Source organism: Pantoea sp. CCBC3-3-1, from assembly GCF_007981265.1.
Lineage (GTDB): Bacteria > Pseudomonadota > Gammaproteobacteria > Enterobacterales > Enterobacteriaceae > Erwinia.
The window spans coordinates 3315531-3334767 of the sequence record NZ_CP034363.1; the positions used below are offsets into that span (position 1 = coordinate 3315531).

Consider the following 19237-nt stretch of genomic DNA (forward strand, 5'->3'; position numbering starts at 1 on the left):
GCTATGGCAGGCGTTTAAATCTTTCCGCCCTGCACTACCTTGTCCTTTTCACGCATAAAAATCACGCTCTTCAGGATATTCCTGAGGAAAGGCTCTGCATATTTAGTGATCAAAAAAGCGATGCAGTAGATCACTGATACCACCAGCACCGGCATAATCAACATGACATAATCATTCTGCACCAGCGCATCAATTTTTCTCAGCGAGGCAATCATCAGGTTTTCATGGATAAGATAAAGTGCATAGCTGGAAAAACCGACCGCAGTGAGCAGCTTTGTGGATAAAAAGCGCTGCACGTGGCTGCTATAGAAGCTAACGGTAAACAGGATTATTGCCAGTACCAGCGGAATGATAACCAGAGGGCCGGTGTTTTTAACGTAGTAAGCAAAGTTAATCAGCACGGCAACGCAGACCAGCGCATAATGGAATTTCACATCCCGATTGTTCATACGTTCATAAAGCAGACAGCCGATCATAAACCAGGAATAATGGATAAAGCCAAACTTGGCGACAAAATCAGCGATTTCAGGATGCCCCAGACTTTTAAAAGCCGAAGCGCCTGCCACCAAAAGCATCGGTAACAACAGGGATGGCAGGCAATATTTTCTGCCCGCGGTGAAATAAACTGCGCCGATAACAATATAAAATACCGCTTCAACATACAGTGACCAGAAAGAGCCTTCCAGACCGTTAATATGATAGCCAATAATATATTTCAATATCAGCGGATCGATAAACAGCAGGCCAGGGATCAGGTTTGAAGGCGAAGGGATGCCGCCAGGTCTTTCGGCGAAAAGATGCGCGGTAAAGTAGACCAGTAAGGAAACGATTACCATCGCAGGAAACAGCCTGAGCCAGCGCTTCAACATGAAGTTGACGAAACCTTTGGACTTATCCAACGTCATAAAAATAACGAACCCGGAGATCATAAAGAACAGCGGGACGCCAAGATAACCAAAGGAGAATAAAGGGAAATTTTTAGTGATGGTAGCGAAGTTGAGCAGTGACGACCAGCGGCTGTAAGCATGAAAACCGATAACCAGCAGAATAGCCAACCCTCGCATGCCATCTAAGTGTTTAATGCGCATGGTATTTAATCCCGGAAAAAAATTTGCAGCACGCAACATAACACTTTACAAAAGCTTTACGGATGAGAGTCGTCTGATTGCGTTCCCCCTGATACCTCCTGTTTTTTAAAAATTGAAAAATCCGTTAATCTTTTGAAATAAAAGACTTTAACATCATCGTTTCCTGTCCTGCCGGCTAATTTCACTAACGTTGAATCTTAATATTTCGTCCTTGTCGTCCATTTTAAGATAAATTCTCCAGGCGTTTTCCTAAGCATAAAAACCGATAAAAGGTCTTTCTACCCAGCGATCCAGCGTTGCCTGCGGTTTTCTCCCAACGAGTTGATATTGCTCAATTCCTGATACCAGCAATATGCTATTTTGTCGCCCGTGGGTCGTTAGCTCAGTTGGTAGAGCAGTGGACTCTTAATCCATCGGTCGCGGGTTCGAATCCCTCACGACCCACCATGCGGCCATCGTATAATGGTATTACCTCAGCTTCCCAAGCTGATGACGCGGGTTCGATTCCCGCTGGCCGCTCCAGTTTTTAGCGCTCTGACCGGTTCTTTAACCGCTGAAGCAAACCTGCGTCTCACTCGATAAATGACTGGCCTGTAAAATCTGGCGATAATCTCAAAACCCTGCCCTGAAACAAAAACGTCATATTACTAACATAAGCTCCCGTTACACTTTTGCAGCAAAAACGGTTTACGACAGGTAATCATAATGGCAACAATCAAGGCAAAAAATTATCGGGATGCAGAGGAAATGCTGCAATCCGGCATCAGCAGGGTAGAACTGGCCTATGATATTGACAGTGATGACTTCTTTCGCTTTGCCAGCCACTGGTGCGATCGGGGAGCAAAAATATCACGTGGCAACGAGCATTTTGTCGTGTCGTTAAAAGGTTTTACTATTCCTCCTAACGAGTAAATCATCCTGCTTTGCTATCTTGTGCCTGACCTGCTTAAATCACCGCTTCAGGAGATAAGCAGGTCAGGTCAAGTGAACAACCATTCTTTCCCCAATCTGGTGCCTTGCGCGCTGGATCTACTGCCAGTAGAACCGCTGCCAGCGCCCCACTTTCTTCATACCCTCAACTGCCTGTCACCGGCAGATCATTCGGACGTCATGTTGCTACAGGCCCGCTTCGACCTGACGCAGTTTGATAATGCTTTATTTGCCGCCTGCAAAATTCCCTTTCCCGAGTCGCTGAATAAAGCCGTTAATAAACGCCGCGCGGAGTATCTTGCCAGCCGCCTGTGCGTCAGACACGCTGTGAGTCAGTTGGGCATTGAGGACTTTTTGCTGGCCAATGATTGCGATCGCGCGCCCATCTGGCCGCAAGGCATTACCGGATCGCTTTCACATACTCATCACTGCATCAGTTTGCTGCTGGCTAAAACCACCAGTGGAAAAATACTCGGCGTGGATTGTGAACAGGTGATGAAACACCAAACGGCGCAGGAGATGCAGTCCATGATTGTGACTGCGCAAGAAATGGCGGTGTTGCGACACAGCGGCCTGCCCTTTGCAACAGCGCTGACCGTAGCCTTTTCACTAAAGGAGAGTCTTTATAAGGCACTGTTTCCGCAGTTAAGGCAGTTTATGAATTTTGATGCAGCGGAAATCGTGCGCTGCACCCCCAATGCAGAACAGGTTACTTTACGCCTGACGCACACTTTTGCCGGGGGTTTTACGGCTGGCAGAGCATTCAGCGGACGGGTGCTGGTAGAACAGGATGAGGTGCTGAGCTGGATTATCGACGCGACAACATAAAAAAACCGGCCTGAAAAAAATCAGACCGGCCGTGACCATAAGTCAAGACGACGGGAAAGTCCGTGACGGCCTGCTGCCGTCACGATTACCTTACCTTTATTCGTATCTTACTGACCAATAAGACTTTCTGCATTGCTTATGCAGCCTTTAGCTAACCACGCCCGTGTCCGTTTGCTGCACTGCGTCCAGGGTAGCCTGTGCTCTCGCCTCGCCAGTCAGTTCTCTCAGTTGGCCTTCACGCATTTCCAGCAGGCGGTCAGCATGCAGGAAATAGTGATCGTCATGGCTGATAGCAAACACGGTTTTGCCCATCTCTTTCAGCCACGGCAACAGTTCACGATAGAAGATACGGCGGAAATGCGGATCCTGATCGGCCGCCCACTCATCCAGTAAAAGAATGTCTCGCTGTTCGGCCACTGCCAGCAGCAGCGCCAGACGTTTGCTCTGTCCTTTCGACAGTTTCAGATTCAGGACTTTGTTGCCTTCCAGCTTAAGCTTGTCCTGCATCTGTAAACGTTCCAGCCAAAGCTGAACCTTCGCGGGATCGGCAGCATTTCCCTGATTATCGATCAGTCGATCGAACAGATGCAGATCGGTGAAGACGGCCGAGAACAGTTGACGACAGGCAACGATATCGATCGGCTGGCCATCCAGCAGAATCAACCCGGAAACCGGCTGGTAAAGACCGGTCAGCAGCATCGCCAGCGTGGATTTTCCGCTGCCGTTGCCGCCAATCAAAAACACCAGCTCACCCCGACGCAGCGTCATATTGATTGGCCCAACCTCGAACCCGCTTTCGCCATAGTGGAAATGGAGATTACGCAATTCAAGCGTTTGCCATTCTTGCGTCACGACATGTTCGTTAAAGCTCTCCTGGTGCGCCGCCAGCTTAAACTTATGCAGCTTATTGAACGCCACCTGCGCCGTCAGTAAGGTGGGCAAAGCGCCCACGGCGGAAAGCAGCGGCGTGCGCAGGAACAGGAGCGTTAGCGAGTAGGTGGCGGCAATCGCCGTATCTGCCCAACCGAGGCTGTTAGCCATAAAAAACACCAGGCCAATAGCGCCAAGCATCATAATATTTGACCAGTTCACCGCACTCAGGTGAAAGGTATCGGCACGTACGATATGGTGCCGGTAAGCGCGGGCATCTTCCTGATAAACCGTCTCGAAGATCAGCTGCGCGCGCTGCCGGTTCAGCGCCAGCTCTTTGCGCCCTTCGATAATGGTTTGATAATCCGCATACAAGCTGTCTTCAATGTCGCGCAGCTTTGCCATATGGCGGTAAACACGCGAGACCAGCAGCCAGCCGCCCACAATAGTAATCACCAGCCAGATAACCGTTATCAACAGCATACGTGGCGAAAGCCAGGCCAGATAAGCCGCAGAACCGACGGTAAGAATGATCCCCTGAATCAGCTCCGGCAGGCGCACAAAGGCAATAGTGATATTGCGGACGTCGCTGGTCAGCGCTGCCAGCAGCTGGGCACTACCGATTTGCTCAATGCGCTCAACCTGCGTGTCGAGAATGCGTTTAATAAATTCTCCGCGCAGACGATAGACAAAATGGTGCCCGAGCAGGGTCAGCGCCAGCTGGGAAGCCAGCGTGATCGCCATCAACAGCAGCAGCAGACCCAGAAATTCCGGCAAAACCAGCAGCGAAGCGTTGAGCGAAGTAATCAGTTCACGATTGATAAAGGCGATAAGGCCAATGCCCAGCGCCGCGCTGAGCAGGCTGAGAAAGATGACCAGCACAAAAGGCCAGCGATACTGGCGGTAAACGACGCGAAGCAACTCCATGACACCATCCCGGTAAAATCAGCAGCCTGCAGTTTAATGAGAAGCCGGACGATATCAATAATAATTCTCATTGGCTTTCTTAACGGAAAGCGCGCCGAAACGTCAGGTTGTAGCGAAAGGCACCGGTAGCGGGATGGATACCAGGCTTGAGCGGCAGAATACCGTGATACCTCAGGCGTGACGGACCGCCCCATACCACGATATCGCCATGTTCGAGTAAAACACGCTGCGTGGCGTCTCCGCGTTCAAATCCGCCGAACTGAAAAACTGCCGGCAGACCCAGCGAGACAGAAACGATCGGCTGCTGAAAATCCTGTTCATCTTTATCCTGATGCAGCGTCAGTTTTGCCCCCGGCTCATAGCGGTTAATCAGGCAGGCATCAGGATTAAAATCAGGAAAGCCCGCCTCGCTGGCGCAGGTTTGTGCCAGCTGGCGAAACGGTGCCGGCATTGAAGGCCAGCGCTGCCCGGTCGTGCTGTCACGCTCGCTGTACTGATAACCTCGCGAATCCGTTGACCAGCCGAAGTCGCCACAGTTGGTCATGGCCACCGACATCCGGTGGCCGCCAGGGGTAATGCGATGATGAAAAGGATTCTCAGCGGCGATCTGCTCCACCAGCGCCAGCAGCGTTTGCGCTTCATCACGCGCGCGCCGCCGCAGGATCACGGCCCCTTCCGCCAGCGGCTCTGCCCACGGCGCTTCTTCACTAAACAAATCCAGCATACCGGCTCCTCACAGGCAGCGTACTGCCCGGTTTAAGGCAGGACAAAAGCGTTAAACTGCGGCGACATCCAGGTCGTAAAGCCATTGCCCTGCCTGATAATCAGATAGACCGCCAGATGCTCACGCAGCGCCAGCGCTTTGGCTTTCTCTTCGCCCAGCACCATCAGCCCGGTATCCCAACCGTCCGCTTCCAGCGCGGTCGTCGCGATAACCGTGGCGGAAACCAGCTTGTGCTGAATGGGTCGTCCGGTTTCCGGGTCGATAATGTGCGAAATTCGTTGGCCATCCAGTTCATAATAGTTGCGATAGCTGCCGGATGTACTGATGCCATGTCCCTGTAAATCTACCCGCGCCTGTACCGCATTCTCTTTATCGGTCGGCTTCTGGATCGCCACTTTCCAGGGGTTGCCCTGCGCGTTTTTCCCACGAGTCAGCACCGCGCCGCCAACAGAGACCAGATAGTTATTGATGCCCTCTTGTTCCATCAGCCGCGCCAGATGATCGGTAGCAAAACCTTCACCGACGGTAGAGAGATCGACATAGAGATCGGGAAGATCTTTTTGCAGATATGCCCCTTCACTGCGCTGAATCACCCGCAGATGTTGCAGGCCGGTTAACGCCCGAGCGGCATCAATCTGCGCCTGGCTGGGAATACGTATTGGCTGTTTATCTGGCCCAAAGCCCCAAAGATTGACCAGCGGCCCGACGGTGATATCCATTTCCCCACGGGTTTTTTGCCCGATACGCAGGGAAAGCGTTACGATATCGGCCATATTGTCACTGACCGGCTGCGGCTCGCTGCCACGATAGCGGTTAAAGCGGGAAATAACCGATTCAGGTTTCCATGTAGACAGCTCCCGATCGTCATTATCAAGCCGCTGCTGCACCTGCTTTTGCAGCTTTTCTCTCCGATCGGGCGACACGCCAGCCAGGCTGACCCTCCAGAATGTTCCCATAGTGCGTCCTTCCAGAATCAGCGCTGAGTCCGCATCACGCTGGTGATTATCACAGCCTGAAAGTAAAAAAAGTGCTGTAAGCCCAATACAATAGAGCCAATTCTTTCTCATTTCGAACCTTTTTTTATAGTTAACTGTGGACCTGAATATCAATGAAATCAAAACGATGCGGTATAATCACCCTTGATCTTATGCCGTAAGCAAACCAGGATAATGGCCAGATGGCTGCCTGTGTATGGCGGCTGATTTCAGCGACAAAAGGGGGATCTTAATGATCTATTACCTGATACCTTTCATCTGCCTGGGGCTGATTATCTTTTCAGGCTACAAGCATTACAAGCAATCACATAACAGACAGCTCCATCGTCCACGTCATCGTTAAGTGGGGAGCCGGTAAGGAAGAGATAACACGCAGGGAACGGCAGAATGAGGGAGCGCAGGCAAGCTGCGCTCCCTTCGTAATTAGAACTGGTAGACCAGACCTAACGCTACGACATCATCAGTGTTGATGCCAGCATCGTCGGTGAAGTTGTTGTCATCCAGCAGGTTGATCTGGTAGTCAACATAGGTAGACATGTTTTTGTTGAAGTAGTAAGTCGCACCAACATCAACATATTTTTTCAGGTTCTGTTTGCCATAGCCCTGGATGTCGGTGCCGCGAGAGCTGACGAAGGCCAGAGAGGGACGCAGACCGAAGTCGAACTGATACTGTGCAACCAGTTCCCAGTTATCGGCTTTATCCGCATAACCGTAAGCCGTTGAGTCGTCGGTGCTGCTGGTGCCGAAACGGGTCGCGTTCAGTGAGCGGGTATACATCGCCGCCAGGTAGATGTTGTTCGCGTCATATTTCAGGCCGCCGGTGTAAGCTGTCGCTTTGTCGCCGTTGCCCAGGATGCCGTTGGTGTTGTTGTTCTGATCGTTAGTGCGATCGGAGCTAAACATTGCCGCACCAATACCGAAGCCAGAGCCCAGATCGTAAGTGGTAGACACGCCCCAGCCATCGCCGTTCGCGCCCAGCACATCACGGCCGCCGGTTTCAGTTGCGCTGCTGTTTTTGCCCTGATACTGGACTGCAAAGTTCAGACCATCAACCAGACCAAAGAAGTTGTTGTTACGGTAAGTCGCTACGCCGTTCGCACGCTGGAACATGTAGTTATCTGCGCCGTAGGTATCGCCACCGAATTCTGGCAGGACGTCAGTCCATGCGCCGATGTCGTAAACCACGCCGTAGTTACGGCCGTAATCGAAAGAGCCTGCATCGCCAAATTTCAGGCCTGCAAAGCCAACGCGAGTGTAGCTGTTTGCCGTGCCTTCATTTTCAGTGGTGTTCAGTGCCGCCTGGTATTCCCACTGGCCGTAACCGGTCAGCTGGTCGCTAATCTGGGTTTCACCTTTGAAACCAAAACGCAGGTAGGACTGGTCGCCGTCGGAGCCGTCGTTATCGGAAAAATAGTGCAGACCGTCTACTTTACCAAAGAGGTCAAGTTTATTGCCGTCTTTGTTGTAGATTTCTGCAGCACCTGCAGAACCTGCGATCAGCATCGCCGGGACCATCAGGGAAAGAACGCGAAGTTTCATTTTTATTACCCTCTTGTTATGTGCCTTATTTACCACTGCGTGCTGAACGTCGAAAATTCAGCCGGCAACCACATGTTAGTGTTCACCCAGTAATAATCTATAAAGAAAATGATACTAAATTTCCGAATGTGTTTCATTATGTAAATTAATTATTGCAAATGATTTCAAGAGGGGAGCTTTTGAGCAGCACATATAGGTAAAAAATAGCGCACTTAATGTCAATAAATAAGTAAATTATTCATATTCATCAAGTTAGGTAATGTTAGTTAAGTGAGCACTGAATGATAAAAATAAGTCATCATCAGGTTATACAATGACGTCGCTATCATCATTTTATTTCATTATTATCTTCATTCACCCCGAATGTGTTGTTTTACCCTAATTCCCGCCGGACTTCGTGTTCGGCATTTTTTTATCTGCACTAAAAATGCCTTTCACTTCCCGCTGCGACTGTCTTAATTCCGTCATCAAAAACCACCGAATAATTTATTACCTCTGACGAAGAAAGTCTCGCTAATAAACTATTCAGTGGCGTTATTTCTTACCGTTCGCGCATTGATTCTTTAACTTTATTCAGGGGCTTAATCAGATAATCCATCACCGATTTCTGACCCGTTTTAATTTCCACGTTCGCGACCATGCCCGGCACGATAGGAAACTTACGCCCGGCCTTATTGACCAGCTCCGCTTTCTGAGTGCGCACGTAAACGCGATAGTAATACTGGTCACGTTTGACCTCATCCTGGAGAGTATCGGGCGAGACGGTTTCAACTTCACCGTCCAGATTGCCGTAGATCGATGAGTCGTAGGCGGTGACTTTCACCACGGCTGGCAGGCCAGGTCGAATATAGGCAATATCGCGTGGATTGATACGGGTTTCAATCAGCAGCTGATCTTCCAGCGGAACAATCTCCATCAGCTTGCCTCCCGGTTGCAGAACGCCGCCGACCGTGGTGACCTGGATATCCTTCACAATGCCGCGTACCGGTGAATAAATGGTGGCGCGGGTGAGCTGATCCTCTTTACCGGTCAGTACCTGAAGTTGCGCATCCAGATCGGCATTATTTTTCACCTGTTCTTCGCGCGCTCTTACCGCATAGTCGTTTTTCGCCTCATCAATTTTACCGCGCAGATCGCTTACCTGACGACGCAGCCTGATCACCTCAACCTGTCCGGCAGCGCCTTTCGCCACCAGCGGCTCGGTCATCCGCAGTTCATCCTGCACCAGCTTCATCGACTGGTTGAGGTTACTCACCGTTTCGGTCAAATTGCGTCGACGCGACTGATAGAGCTGGGTTTCCCGGGCGACCAGCTCAGGCTCTTTCAGCGTTTCCGCGCTGAAGGCCAGCGGTGCTCCCGTCAGTTCAGCGCGCAGCCGCTCCGCCGAGGCGCGCAGCGTCCTGGCTTTTGCCGCCGCTTCGCCAAAGTTGGACTGGAACCGCGTGGGATCGAGGCGGGCGATGATTTCCCCTTTGTCGACAATATCGCCCTCATGCACATTCAGCTGATTAACAATACCGCCATCCAGACTTTCAATGACCTGCGCGCGGCTGGAGGGCGTAACCTTACCGGTGCCGACGGTGACTTCGTCAAGGATGGCAAAATGCGCCCAGATAAAGAAAATCACCAGCGCTGCGGTACACAGCCAGATAATGGCCGACGTTTTGCGTTCATTACGTTTCAGGCTGCGATCGACAAGTATCAGGCTCATGCGGCATCTCCTGGTGTTGTGGCCTGTTTGGCCGACTGCGCGGCGGCAGCATTGAGGATCTCATCCCGCTTGCCGTCGGCAATGATGCGTCCGTTATCCATCACGATGATTCTGTCCACCAGCTTCAGCAGCGCCGGCCGGTGCGTCACCAGCACCAGCGTGCGGCCAGAAAGCCAGCCGTGCATCTGACGGATCACGTGATCCTCCAGCGATTCGTCCATTGAGGCGGTCGGCTCATCCATTAGCACGACCTGAGGCTGACGCAGGATCATCCTGCTGAGCATCACCATCTGCCGCTGCCCGCCGGAAAGACCGCGACCGCCCTCATTGATAATACGATCCAGGCTGGCGGCATCCTGCTGCACCAGGCTGAGCGCCCCGCTGACCCGCAGCGCCTGCAACATCTCCTGTTCGCTGGCATGAGGATTTCCCAGCATCAGATTTTGCCGAAGCGTGCCGAAGAACAGACGCGAATCCTGCGACAGCCAGCCAAGCTGACGACGCAAATCGACCGGATCGATACGACGAATATCCACGCCGTCGACGATCACTTTGCCCTGTGTCGCCGTTGCCTGCCCGGCCAGCATTCTGAGCAGCGTGGATTTGCCCGCCCCCACTTTGCCCAGTATGGCAATGCGCTCGCCCGGTTTGATTTGCAGCTGTCCGATAGTGACCACGTTTTTCACGTTTTCTTCATCGTAGCTGTACTGTACGCCACGCAGATCGTAGTGGCCGGTCAGCGTGGGACAGTGCGCCATTTCGCCCTCCTCCGGCTGATCGAGCGGTTTTTTTAGCAGCTCATCCAGACCGGTCATCGCCGTTTTTGCATGTTGCCAGCGTGAAAATACCATGGTCAGCTGCATAAGCGGCGCGATAGTCCGTGAGGAAAGCAGACTGCTGGCAACCAGCGTACCGGTGGTGATGTCCCCTTGCAGCACCAGATACACGCCAAACACCAGCATCCCGGCATAGGTCAGCTGCTGCACGGTGGAGGCCCAGCCCGTCAGCCGCGCGCCCCATAACCTTTGCTGCATCCCAACCGTGGCGCTCACCTCATGAGTCTGCTCCCACTGCCGCTGAAAATAGGGTTCCGCCTGCAACGATTTAATGTCTTCAATGCCTTCGATAGTTTCCACCAGCACCGCGTTACGCAGCGCGCCTTCACGCAGCCCTTCTTTCGCCAGTTTCGCCATCGGGATTTGAATAAGCAGGCCCGGGATCACAATCAGCGGAATAGCCAGAATGGGGATCAGCACCAGCGGCCCACCGATAAAGGCCATGATAAACAGGAACAGCAGCACAAAAGGCATATCAGCGGCGGCGCCCACCGTGGTGGAGGTCAGCAGCTCACGCACCTGATCGATTTCACGCAGCTGAGAGATAAAAGAGCCGGTCGATTTTGGTCGTGCTTCGTTGCGAATGTTCATCGCGCGAGCAAACAGCATCGATGACACTTTTAGATCGATGCGTTTACCCATCAGATCGGAGACCTGGGTACGCATCAGTCGAATCAGATATTCAATGGCCGCTGCAATCAACACGCCAATAAAAAGTACCCAAAGCGTTGGCACTGATTGCGCCGGAATAACGCGGTCGTAAATCTGCATTGAAAAGAGGATCCCGGCCAGCGCAAGCACGTTGCCGACCACTGAGGCAAGGGAAATCTCCATAATCCGACGGCCCATGCCGCGAAAGTTTTCCCAGAACCAGTGCTTTTTATAGGGCTGGACGAATTCGTCGATCCTTGCATCGCGGCCTCGGGCCGCCACGCCAATAATGCCCACCTGTTCCTGGCTTTGTGAAAGCAGCTGTGACAGCTCGCTCTCACGCACCACGTCGCCGCCGTCGCTTAACCAGTAGCGCGCATTGCCTTCGGCATCAATTGTTTCAACCACCACCACGCTGCCGCTTTCCATAATCAGGATCACCGGCGTCACCTCCTGCCGCCAGCGAATTTTATCGCGCGGCGTCATGGTCAGATGCAGCCCGAGCAGCCCGGCGAGTCTTTCCAACTGCTGTGCCGGTGCAAGGTGCTCGAACCAGCGCATCTGCTGGCGTAGCGTGGAGCCATCCGCGGGTTTGCCAAATCTTGCCGCCACGCGCAGCATGGCGTCGATCCAGTTTTCGGTGCTAGCGGTCTTGCTCATAAAAAAACCTTATCTTGTAGGGAGTGGCTTGTGCGCTAAAGCGACGGCAGGGTTTGTCCGCTGTTCGCTTCGCGATCGATGCCCATAATGTCCAGCAGGTTATCAACGGCGGCGGCATAGCGAACCGTGGCGTCCCAGCCATCATAAAGTGCAGTCAGGCGGCTGCTGTCTGCCTGAAAAACGTCCTGCTCCACGCTCAACAGATCGTTGAGGCTGCGCTTATTGAGCTTGTATTCATCGGCGTAAACCGAACGCGTATGATCGGCGCTGCTCAGCTGCTGTTCGCCAGCGGCCTGGCGCTGCTGCGAGCCAATCATGTCGGCATACGCGGTAGAGGCGTGCTGATTGATATCCAGTTTGGCCTGTTGAATGGCGGCTTCGGCGGCTTCACGATCGCCTTCAGCCGCGCGGGTTTTTGCATTGACCAGCCCGCCCTGATACAGCGGCGCTTCAACCTGAAGCTGCAACTGGTTATCCCAGTAGGTATTGGTGTTGGCGTTTCCTTCATAACGAGTGCGACCCGCCACCACTTTGAGCGTTGGCCAGTGATTTGACGACGCCTGGCGGACGCGTTCCCTTGCTGCTTCCTGTTTGCACTGGGCGCTGCGCACGGCGGCGCTTTTTTCATAGGCAATGCGATCGAGGGTGATTTGCTGGCCCAGCAGCGATTGCGGCAAATCGGGCAGATCGTTTGAGACCACGCCGGTAAGCACCGTCAGCTGTGCCTGCGCCGAACGCTCCGAAGCGCGATACTGCTCCATGGTGGCGTGCATACCGGCGATACGGGTTTCAGCCTGCAAGACGTCCGATTGTGAACTTAGTCCGGCATCGGCGCGGTCGTGGGCAATGCTCCTGACTCGCTCAAGCGAGGCGACATTGTTGCGCGCCGCTTCCACCAGCGCGCGATAACGCTTTACCTGCAAATAAGCCTGTAGCGTGTCCTGCGCCACGGTGGTCATGGTGTCATAGAGCGCATAGCGATACGCATCGGAAAGTTTATGCTGTTCGTCAATCGCGCCATTGGTGCGGCCAAAGTCCCACAGCAGCTGACTGAGCGTGATGCCGCCGGAGCCTTTATTTTTAACGGTGCCGGAGGAGTAGGTTTGCTGTGAGCTCCCGCCGGAAGCCTGTAATGAAAGTTGCGGATACCAGGCGCTTTGCGCCGCATCCAGATCCGCTTCACCTACGCGGATCTGCGCAGCGGCTTCAGATATTTTCGGATTACGGGCAAAGGCCCGCAGGATCGCATCTCGCAAAGTCAGTGTTGAAATTTGCTCTTCAGTTGGCGCAGCGCGCCAGTTAAACGCCACCTTCTGTTGTTCCGCTGCCAGCGCGCCCGGACCCGTGCTGCATAACGTGGCCAGCCACAGGGATACCCACACTCTCTTCATCTTTACACCACTGTTTCCATCGTTTTCAAAAATGGCGCGGAGCAGAAGCCCGCCCCGCGCCACCCGAGTCAGGCTGTCTGTACCTGTAAGTTGTGTTGAATTAATACATCGGCCAGCATGCCTTGATAGCTGGCCGATGAGTTGTGGTAAATATCGTACTGCTGACCGTCAACCGTGCGATGGCCAACATCGCTCCAGACACCGCCTTCCGTGGTGCTCAGGTTTACCGTATTGCCCTCAACCCCTTTGATGGTTAGCGTTTCGCTGCCGTTATCCGTCAGCTGCAACAGGTCGGTTTTGCCCAGCGTCAGGCTGTTGGTTCCTGTCGTGCCGAGATCGAGGGTTTCAATACTGCTGACCTGCAAGCCCAGCGAAGCAAAATCCAGCGTCAGATGCGAACCGCTCAGGAGCAATGTGTCGTGACCTGCACCGCCATCGAGGTGACTGAAGTCAAGCGAGGAGAGCCGGAAAGTATCGTCACTTGCCGTGCCGATAATGTTGGCGCTGCCGCTGATGCTTTCTCCGTTCAGGCTGTTTTCCGCCAGGCTGCTATCCGTCACGCTGTCATTGCTCTCCGTCGCCGTGGCCAGGCCGTTATCCGTACCGGAAACCGTTTCGCCATCGGTTGGGTTATCTTCTGCAAGCGTGGCGGTAGCCGCAGTCTCCGTTCCGTCCGGCGTGGTGAGGCTCGCCGTACTCAGCGTGGTGACAAAGCCCACCTGCTGCTCTTCCCAGTTTTCAGCAATGTCCAGCACGCCAAACGTTAGCGTGTTAAAACCGTTCTGAAGCTCATTTGCCGGGATATCTACTGTCCAGCTGCCGTCTTCCGAAACGGTAGCCGTGTAGTAGGTCTGCATGATGTCGCTTTTTAGCGCGACCAGCGTAAGCGGGAAAATGGCCGCCATGGTGCCGCTGACGGTGTAATAGAGCACGCTGTCGTGATAGATGGCGTCGGCCGCGGTGATTTCGTTGGCGGTAACGGTTGGATTACTGGTGCGGGGATGGGTCAACAGCCAGACGTCGCGGCTGGCGCTGGTGCTGTTACCGTCGGCATCGGTGGCGGCCACCGTAAAGGTGTAGTATCCGTCCGCCACGGCTTTCAGGGCATTATCGTCAATCTGCACGCTCCAGCTGTTGCCATTGACGTAGCCTGAATAGGTTTGACCATCCAGCGTTAATTCTACGCGGCTGCCAGAAGCCAGATGCGTACTGGTTCCGGTGACTGCCATGCCGTAGACGCCTTCGCTGATGTTGATGGCGTCATCGGTGCCGACAATATCAATAGTCAGCGTCGGCAGCGCGTCGGTGGTGTAAACACTGACGTCAAGTGAAGTGCTGCTGGCATTGCCCGATCTGCTGGCGATGGTTGCCGACAGGGTGTAGTCGCCAGGTGCCATCGCCTGAACTTCCGCCGCCGACATGCTGGCCTGCCAGGTGCCGTTGGCCGCTACCGTGATTTGCCATGTGGCGGCTCCCAGCGTTAACGTCACGATATTACCCACATCGCCGGTGCCGCTGAGCACCAGCGGATCGGTGATGTCACTGGCGTTGATGCGGTTGCCATCCGCCAGCTCGCTGAGGGTGACATGCGGCATCACGCTGTCGGTCACAAAAGTGGCGCAGGTGGTGCCGGTCTCGCCTTCGGCGTTGGTCACGGTAACGTGAGCCCAGTGCCTGCCGTCGACAAAATTGCTGGCCGCCATCTGGGCCGGGGTCAGAAGCAGCGTCCAGCTGCCCCCTTCCGTTACCGTTGCCTGATAGGTTGTACTGCCAATTTTTACCACTACCGACTGGCCGCTGCCGGTGATGCCGGTAGTGCCGCTCAGGGTCTCATCGTGGCTTCTTTCCTGCACGTTTAACCAGTAATCAACGAACGGCGTGGTAATCGTCGGTTTTGGCGTTGCGGTTGCCGCTGCCGCCGCGGTGGCTTCAGCGGTGATGCTGTCGGCAGCGGTGGCGATGGTCGCCGCTGTGGAGAGCGTTGTTGCCGTGCTGTCGACAGGATTATCGGCAACCAGCACGGCAACAGCAGAATCCGCGACGACGCTGAGTGAGGGAGCATCGGGCGTGTTAACGTAAATCGTCTGCTCAAACCAGTTTCCCGCCCGATCCTGAATGCCAAACTCCACGCTGCCCAACTCATACGCACGAACGTCTACGCTCCAGCTGCCATCTTCATTAATAACGCCATCAAACCAGCCTTTATCGCTGCCATGAATAGAGAAGAGAGAAACAGGGAATGTGCCTTCTGCGGTGCCGCTGACCTTATACCAGAGCTGGCCATCGTGATAAACCGCATCAGCCTGTGTCACGTCATTCACCGTGACTACCGGATTGCTGCTGTTGTAATGGGTAATCAACAACAGATCGCGGCTGGTACTGGTACTGTTACCATTTGCATCCGTGGCCCTGACCGCCACGGTATAAGTTCCGTCGGTAAGGCTGGCGAGATCGGTATCGCTTAGCTGTACAGACCAGCTATTGTTGCCATAAACGCCGCCGGTCCAGGTTTTGCCGTCTATGGTCAGTTCAATCATGGTGCCGGTTGGCAGATGCGCGCTGGTGCCGGTGATTTCGACGCCATAAATCCCTTCGCGGTAGTTAACAGCATCATCCCCGGAAATGGGGTTAATCGTGAGTTCAGGCAGGGTGTCTGCGGCATAAACCTGTACGCTTTTACCCGTCGAATAGCTGTTGCCCGCCTCGTCACTGACCCTGGCTTCAACAACATAGCTTCCTTCCGCCAGCGTCTGAATGGTGCTGGCCGGGACGGTAAACTGCCACTGCCCGTCTTCGCCAATGGTACTGTTCCAACTTTCACCATTGAAAGTGACGGTCAGCGCGGCTCCCGCGTCACCCGTCCCGGAAATAACCAGCGGTTCATTGATTTCACCGGCATCAATCAAATTGTCGCCAGAGACATTATTCAGAAAAACAGAGGGAGCACGGGCATCAGCTATAAAGGTCGTGGTCGCAGTATCTGTCCGGCCCCAGGCATCCGTTACCGTAACGGCGACGGTATGCTCGCCATCCTCATAGTTACTGTTCATCATCGCGTTGAGCGAAAGCGGTACGCTCCAGATGCCGTCACCGTCGACCGTGCCACTGTAGCTGACCCCATCAATAGTTAACGCGATCTGCTGGCTGACGCCGGTGACGCCGGTCGAGCCGGTCAGCGTATAAGCCTGGTAATGTTCGTCACTGTTCAGCCAGCCGTCGCCAAATGGCGCATCAATGGTGGCGTGCGGCAGCGGCGCATCGGCCGGGGCTTCGGATGCCTCCACGCTAATGGTTTTACTGGCGGTCGTCGTGCCGCCAACGCCGTTAGCAAAGCTGATGCTGATACGATTGCTGCCAACAGGCAATAACTGTAAATCCGCCGCCGGAATTTCCACATTCCAGCTGCCGTCCTGAGCCAGCGCGGTCGTGTACGTTTTACCATTGAGGCTGATGGTCAGCGTGCTTCCTGCCGCCAAATTATGCGTGATGCCGCTCAGCGTTTGCGCCGACAGTTTCTCCCCGGCCGAGACTACACCGTCGCCGGTAAAGCTGTTTACCGCCAGCGAAGGCGATCCGGTTGTCGCCGCAGGCGTATCGGCGCTGTTATCAACAGGCGTCGTGTCGCCACCGGTTGGGTTATCCGCAGACGCGCTGTCACCGTCCGTGGGATTGTCTTCTGCGGGCGTGGTGGTTCCTGCGTTACTGCCGGATTCGACTGGCGTTTCCAGATCGTAACTTACTGAAATGACTTGCTCGAACCAGTTTCCGGCACCGTCCTGCACGCCGAAAAGTAGCGTGTTGCTGCCAATGCCCGATCCCAGATCGTAAGAATTTACCTCAACGCTCCACTGCCCGTTTTCGCCGATCGCGCCATCCCGCCAGCTCATTTCGCTGCTCTGCACGGCAAACATTTGGATCGGAAGGCTGCCTGACAGGGTGCCGGTAAGCGTGTACCAGGTCTGGCCATCGCGTTCGACAGCATCGGCGAGCGTCACTTCGTTGGGGGTGACGACCGGGTTGCTGCTGCCGTAGTGAGTGATTAACAGCAAATCGTGAGTGGCGCTGGTGCTGTTGCCGTTGACGTCGGTGGCACTGACCGTCACGCTGTAGTTGCCGTCGGTAATGGCGGCCAGGTCGGTGTCGCTGAGCTGTACCGTCCAGCCGTTGTTATAAACGCCGCCGGTCCAGGTTTTGCCATCCAGCGTCAGGACGATTTGCGTACCGGAAGCCAGATGGGTACTGGTGCCGGTAATTTCGACGCCGTAAATCCCTTCCCGATAGCTCACCGCATCGTCGCCAGAAATGGTGTTAAACGTCAGGCCGGGCAAGGCTTCTGAGGCGTAAACCTGTAACGTCTGACTGCTGTAGCTGGCATTACCTGCTTCATCCGTCACGCTGGCGGCAACCACATAGCTGCCTTCGCTCAGGTTTTGCAGGGTGCTGGCCGGGACGGTAAACTGCCAGGTTCCGTCTTCACCGACGGCGGGCGTATAGCTTTCGCCATTAAATGTCACGGTGAGCGCACTGCCCGCTTCGCCCGTGCCGGAGATCACCAGCGGTTGGTTGATTTCGCTGGCATCAATCAGGTTATCATTTGAAAGCGTATTGATTGTAACGGGTGGATGCAGCGTATCAACGGTAAAGCTGCTGGTGGTCGTTGCGGTTCGTCCCCAGGGATCGGTGACAATCACTGAAATATCGTGGCCGCCTTCACTGAATGCGGCTTCGCGCATGGCATCCAGCGACAGCGGCACGCGCCAGTTGCCTTCGCTGTCTACGGTGCCTGTGTAGCTGACGCCATCGATAGTCAGTGCAACCTGCTGGCTGGTGCCCGCCACGCCGGTGGTGCCGGTCAGCGTGTATTCCGCATAATGCTCGTTTTCATTCATCAGGCCATCGCCAAACGGCGTGTCAATGGTGGCATTGGGTAGCGGCGCATCGGCCGGTGCCTCGGACGCTTCCACGGTAATCGTCTTGCTGGCCGTGGTGGTGCCGCCCGCCTCATTGGCAAAGCTGATGCTGATTTGGTTGCTGCCCGGTGGCAGCAGTTGCAGATCGGCCGCCGGGATCGCTACATTCCAGCTCCCGTCCTGCGCCAGTTCGGTGGTGTAGGTTTTCCCATTCAAACTGATGGTGAGGGGGCTGCCCGCTGCCAGGTTTTGTGTGGTGCCGCTCAGCGTTTGCGCCGACAGTTTTTCATCCGCCGAGACCACGCCGTCGCCGGTAAAGCTGTTGACCGTCAGTGAAGGTGCGGCGGCGGTGGCCGTTGCGCCGGCATCGGCTGTATCAGGGATTGCTGACTCGGCTGTGGTTGCTGCCGTTGCGTCGCTGGCTATGGCATCACTGACTGTTGCGGTCGCGGCAGTTTCTGAAGAGACGGCAGCGTCAGCTGAAGCGGTGCTGTTAGCCGCCGTTTGCCCGGACGCGTCGTTACCCCCGCCGCTACCGCCGCTGGCCGCAGCGACGCCGGCCCCTGCGCCAATCAGCCCAAGCACGCCCAGTCCCACTGCCGTCACTGGATTGCTGGCTTCTGCGGCAGGCGTTGAAGCCGAAGCCATCAGCGCGTCAACATTTTCCAGTGACTCATAGCCGGGCGTCAGGGCAACAATCGCTTGCGGATCGGTTTGTAACTCAGAAGCAAACAATGCCTGCTGAAGCGACTGCCCGCCTTCCTGAAATACCAGTTCACTCTGTTCGCCATCCATCACCGTAAAGAAGTGCTGATAGCGCACGGTGCTGCCATCCCGCATATGCAGGATCAAATCCTGGCCTTGCTGTTGATAAGACGCCACCAGCGAAGGGGTGCCCTGTAGCGAAATAACGCTGGGCTGGGTTAGGAAAAAACTGTGTGAATTGCCTGCTGAAAGTTGAGCCAGCGATTTGCCGCTCGCCCGCGATAAAATATCGACGTGGCCTTCGCCTGAATACGCCATGGACATCCCCTTGTGCACCGAATAAATAAGTAAAGTGATGCCGCAGAAAAGTAAAGCTTTGCTTTATTTTCTTGCAGACATACGTTGGCCAGCGCCGAAAACGGAGCCGAGCCTGACCCGGTGCTCATCGGATTGAAAAATAATCCGTAACAAG

11 protein-coding genes and 2 tRNA genes are annotated in these 19237 nt (G+C 54.5%); 4 read left to right on the forward strand and 9 right to left on the reverse strand.

The features are described 5' to 3' along the window. Positions 1-14: 14 nt before the first annotated feature. Positions 15-1088 carry an acyltransferase gene (locus tag EHV07_RS15575; protein ID WP_147198918.1) on the reverse strand — a complete coding sequence of 358 codons (1074 nt, stop codon included), beginning with the start codon at positions 1086-1088 and terminating at the stop codon, positions 15-17. A gap of 371 nt (positions 1089-1459) precedes the next feature. Here EHV07_RS15575 and EHV07_RS15580 point away from each other — a divergent pair. The 4 genes from EHV07_RS15580 (at position 1460) to EHV07_RS15595 (ending at position 2846) form a co-directional block, all read left to right on the forward strand. Then, positions 1460-1535: transfer RNA gene (locus tag EHV07_RS15580), tRNA-Lys, on the forward strand. 1 nt (position 1536) lies between these two features. After that, positions 1537-1610, forward strand: a tRNA-Gly gene (locus EHV07_RS15585). Between the two features lie 183 nt (positions 1611-1793). After that, on the forward strand, positions 1794-2000 hold the full coding sequence (locus EHV07_RS15590) for a hypothetical protein (RefSeq protein ID WP_147198919.1): 207 nt from the start codon (positions 1794-1796) through the stop codon (positions 1998-2000). A gap of 72 nt (positions 2001-2072) precedes the next feature. Beyond that, entirely contained in the window at positions 2073-2846 is a 774-nt protein-coding gene (locus tag EHV07_RS15595) for a 4'-phosphopantetheinyl transferase (protein ID WP_147198920.1), read from the forward strand. Positions 2847-2993: 147 nt separating this feature from the next. Here EHV07_RS15595 and EHV07_RS15600 read toward each other — a convergent pair whose 3' ends face one another. The 8 genes from EHV07_RS15600 to EHV07_RS15635 form a co-directional block, all read right to left on the reverse strand. Then, the gene (locus tag EHV07_RS15600; RefSeq protein WP_147198921.1) at positions 2994-4643 is read right to left on the reverse strand and encodes a multidrug ABC transporter permease/ATP-binding protein; all 1650 of its coding nucleotides are present in this window, start codon (positions 4641-4643) and stop codon (positions 2994-2996) included. 79 nt (positions 4644-4722) lie between these two features. Beyond that, positions 4723-5367 carry a DNA oxidative demethylase AlkB gene (alkB, locus tag EHV07_RS15605; protein WP_147198922.1) on the reverse strand — a complete coding sequence of 215 codons (645 nt, stop codon included), beginning with the start codon at positions 5365-5367 and terminating at the stop codon, positions 4723-4725. A gap of 32 nt (positions 5368-5399) precedes the next feature. Beyond that, entirely contained in the window at positions 5400-6434 is a 1035-nt protein-coding gene (gene apbE / locus EHV07_RS15610; protein ID WP_147198923.1) for an FAD:protein FMN transferase ApbE, read from the reverse strand. 351 nt (positions 6435-6785) lie between these two features. After that, positions 6786-7901 (reverse strand): porin OmpC, encoded by a 1116-nt coding sequence (ompC, locus tag EHV07_RS15615; RefSeq protein WP_147198924.1) that lies wholly within the window; start codon positions 7899-7901, stop codon positions 6786-6788. A gap of 541 nt (positions 7902-8442) precedes the next feature. Then, positions 8443-9612, reverse strand: coding sequence for an HlyD family efflux transporter periplasmic adaptor subunit (locus tag EHV07_RS15620; protein WP_147198925.1), 1170 nt, complete (start codon positions 9610-9612; stop codon positions 8443-8445). Then, a complete protein-coding gene (locus EHV07_RS15625) occupies positions 9609-11759 on the reverse strand; it encodes a type I secretion system permease/ATPase (protein ID WP_147198926.1) in 2151 nt (716 codons plus the stop codon). The genes EHV07_RS15620 and EHV07_RS15625 overlap by 4 nt, the downstream gene beginning before the upstream one ends. 35 nt (positions 11760-11794) lie before the next feature. After that, on the reverse strand, positions 11795-13150 hold the full coding sequence (locus tag EHV07_RS15630; RefSeq protein WP_147198927.1) for a TolC family outer membrane protein: 1356 nt from the start codon (positions 13148-13150) through the stop codon (positions 11795-11797). A 68-nt stretch (positions 13151-13218) separates the two neighbouring features. Continuing rightward, positions 13219-19083, reverse strand: a complete 5865-nt coding sequence (locus tag EHV07_RS15635) for an Ig-like domain-containing protein (RefSeq protein ID WP_168199639.1) — start codon at positions 19081-19083, stop codon at positions 13219-13221. Between the last annotated feature and the right edge of the window lie 154 nt (positions 19084-19237).

Excerpts from the sequence above, each read along its gene's own strand:
- EHV07_RS15575 (WP_147198918.1), bottom strand. The coding sequence starts at position 1,088 with ATGCGCATTAAACACTTAGATGGCATGCGAGGGTTGGCTATTCTGCTG.
- EHV07_RS15590 (WP_147198919.1), top strand. The coding sequence starts at position 1,794 with ATGGCAACAATCAAGGCAAAAAATTATCGGGATGCAGAGGAAATGCTG.
- EHV07_RS15600 (WP_147198921.1), bottom strand. The coding sequence starts at position 4,643 with ATGGAGTTGCTTCGCGTCGTTTACCGCCAGTATCGCTGGCCTTTTGTG.
- alkB (WP_147198922.1), bottom strand. The coding sequence starts at position 5,367 with ATGCTGGATTTGTTTAGTGAAGAAGCGCCGTGGGCAGAGCCGCTGGCG.
- apbE (WP_147198923.1), bottom strand. The coding sequence starts at position 6,434 with ATGAGAAAGAATTGGCTCTATTGTATTGGGCTTACAGCACTTTTTTTA.
- ompC (WP_147198924.1), bottom strand. The coding sequence starts at position 7,901 with ATGAAACTTCGCGTTCTTTCCCTGATGGTCCCGGCGATGCTGATCGCA.
- EHV07_RS15620 (WP_147198925.1), bottom strand. The coding sequence starts at position 9,612 with ATGAGCCTGATACTTGTCGATCGCAGCCTGAAACGTAATGAACGCAAA.
- EHV07_RS15625 (WP_147198926.1), bottom strand. The coding sequence starts at position 11,759 with ATGAGCAAGACCGCTAGCACCGAAAACTGGATCGACGCCATGCTGCGC.
- EHV07_RS15630 (WP_147198927.1), bottom strand. The coding sequence starts at position 13,150 with ATGAAGAGAGTGTGGGTATCCCTGTGGCTGGCCACGTTATGCAGCACG.
- EHV07_RS15635 (WP_168199639.1), bottom strand. The coding sequence starts at position 19,083 with ATGGCGTATTCAGGCGAAGGCCACGTCGATATTTTATCGCGGGCGAGC.